The organism is Kineococcus vitellinus, assembly GCF_009906315.1.
Classification (GTDB): Bacteria; Actinomycetota; Actinomycetes; order Actinomycetales; family Kineococcaceae; genus Kineococcus; species Kineococcus vitellinus.
In genome coordinates this window covers 1-2,449 of the sequence record NZ_JAAALL010000444.1, presented here as the reverse complement: position 1 = coordinate 2,449, position 2,449 = coordinate 1, and the positions used below count along the sequence as shown (strand labels likewise).

At 76.2% G+C, this 2,449-nt stretch carries 2 protein-coding genes and 1 pseudogene; all 3 read left to right on the top strand.

The window, feature by feature from the left end; translation table 11 throughout:
- The first annotated feature begins 52 nt into the window (after positions 1 to 52).
- A complete protein-coding gene (argH, locus tag GTQ99_RS22190; RefSeq protein WP_166617852.1) occupies positions 53 to 1,525 on the top strand; it encodes an argininosuccinate lyase in 1,473 nt (490 codons plus the stop codon).
- Positions 1,526 to 1,569: 44 nt separating this feature from the next.
- The gene (locus GTQ99_RS22185) at positions 1,570 to 2,148 is read left to right on the top strand and encodes a DNA-3-methyladenine glycosylase (protein WP_420814609.1); all 579 of its coding nucleotides are present in this window, start codon (positions 1,570 to 1,572) and stop codon (positions 2,146 to 2,148) included.
- Positions 2,149 to 2,162: 14 nt separating this feature from the next.
- Positions 2,163 to 2,449: pseudogene (locus GTQ99_RS22180) on the top strand (tyrosine--tRNA ligase); the annotation flags it as partial.

Sequence of the window (2,449 nt, the reverse complement as noted above, 5' to 3'; positions counted from 1 at the left end):
CCCCCCAGCGCCGACCCCGCCGATCCCGCCGGCGCCGACCCCGAGAGAGCCGATGACTGACGCGACCGCCTCCCCGTCCACCTCCGGCCAGGGCGAGAAGGGGCTCTGGGGAGCCCGCTTCGCCAGCGGCCCCGCCGCCGCGATGGCCGCGCTGTCGAAGTCGACCCACTTCGACTTCCGCCTCGCCCGCTACGACCTCGCCGGCTCGCGCGCGCACGCCCGCGTCCTGCACCGGGCGGGCCTGGTCGACGACGACGTCCTCGCCCGGCTGCTCGCCGGTCTGGACGCCGTCGAGGCGGACGTCGTCTCCGGCGCCCTCGTCCCGGCCGAGGACGACGAGGACGTGCACGTCGTGCTCGAGCAGGCGCTGCTGCGGCACGCCGGCGAGGACGTCGGCGGCCGGCTGCGCGCCGGGCGCTCGCGCAACGACCAGATCGCGACGCTGCTGCGGATGTTCCTGCGCGAGCACGCCCGCCTCGTGGCCGGGGGCGTGCTCGACGTCGTCGAGGCGCTGCTGACGCAGGCCGCCGCCCACCCGGGCGCGGCGATGCCGGGCCGCACGCACCTGCAGCACGCCCAGCCGGTGCTGCTGGCCCACCACCTCATGGCGCACGCCTGGCCGCTGCTGCGCGACGTGGAGCGGCTGCGCGACTGGGACGCCCGCGCGGCCGTCTCCCCGTACGGCTCCGGCGCCCTCGCAGGCTCCTCGCTCGGGCTGGACCCGCTGGCCGTGGCGCACGAGCTGGGCTTCACCCGCAGCGTGGAGAACTCCATCGACGGCACCGCCTCGCGCGACGTGGCGGCCGAGTTCGCCTTCGTGGCGGCCATGGTCGGCGTCGACCTGTCCCGCATCTCCGAGGACGTCATCGCCTGGGCGACCAAGGAGTTCTCCTTCGTCACCCTCGACGACGCCTGGTCGACGGGGTCGAGCATCATGCCGCAGAAGAAGAACCCCGACGTCGCCGAGCTCGCCCGCGGCAAGGCCGGCCGCCTCATCGGCGACCTCACCGGGTTGATGGCCACCCTCAAGGGGCTCCCGCTGGCCTACAACCGCGACCTGCAGGAGGACAAGGAGCCGGTCTTCGACGCCGTCGACACCCTGGAGGTCCTGCTGCCGGCCGTCGCGGGCATGGTCGCCACGCTGCACTTCCACACCGACCGGATAGCGGCGCTGGCGCCGCAGGGCTTCGCGCTGGCCACCGACGTCGCCGAGTGGCTGGTGCGCCAGGGCGTGCCCTTCCGCGACGCCCACCGCATCTCCGGCGCCTGCGTGCGCCGCTGCGAGGAGCGCAGCGCCGCCGAGGGGCGCGGCGTCGAGCTGTGGGACCTCACCGTCGAGGAGCTGGCCTCGATCTCCCCGCACCTGACGCCGCAGGTGAAGGACGTCCTCACGCTGGAGGGCTCGCTGGCCTCCCGCGACGGCGTCGGCGGCACCGCACCGCTGCGGGTGGCCGAGCAGCTGGAGGCCGCCCAGGACGCCCTGGCCGCGCACCTGGCCTGGGCCCGCCCGGGGACGGCGTCCTGAGCGAGCGGCTGGAGCGGGACTTCTTCGCCCGCGACGTCCTGGTGGTGGCGCGCGACCTCCTGGGGCGCGTCGTGCGCCACCGCACCGCCGAGGGCGCGGTGGCGGTGCGCCTGTCCGAGGTCGAGGCCTACGCGGGGCAGGCCGACCCCGGCTCGCACGCCTTCCGCGGCCGCACGCCCCGCACCGCGGTGATGTTCGGCCCGCCCGGGCACGCCTACGTGTACTTCTCCTACGGGATGCACTGGTGCGTGAACCTCGTCTGCGGCCCGGAGGGCACGGCGTCGGCGGTGCTGCTGCGGGCGGGAGAGGTCGTGGAGGGCCTCGAGCTGGCCCGCTCGCGCCGCCCGGCCGCCCGCCGCGACGTCGACCTCGCCCGGGGCCCCGCCCGGCTGACGCAGGCGCTGGCGGTGACCGGCGCGCTCGACGGCGCGGACGTCTGCGGCAGCGGGGAGCTGCGGTTGGAGGCGGGGGAGCCGGTGGCCGACGAGGCGGTGGCCTGGGGCCCGCGGGTCGGGGTGGCCGGTGCCGGGGCCCCCACGCCCTGGCGCGCTCGCCTCGTGAACGACCCGACCGTGTCCGCGTACCGTGTCGGCGGGCGACGGTCGCCCCGAGCGAAGACCTGAGGAGCCGACGGACCGTGAGCGACGTCTGGGACGAACTGCAGTGGCGGGGCCTGGTGGCGCACTCCACCGACGAGGCCGCGCTGCGCGAGGCGCTGCAGAGCGGACCGCTCACCTACTACGTGGGCTTCGACCCGACGGCGCCGAGCCTGCACGTGGGTCACCTCGTGCAGGTGCTGACCGCCAAGCGCCTGCAGCAGGCCGGTCACCACCCGCTGATCCTGGTCGGCGGCGCCACGGGCCTGGTCGGCGACCCGCGCCCCTCGGCGGAGCGGACGATGAACGACCCGGCGACGGTGGCGGG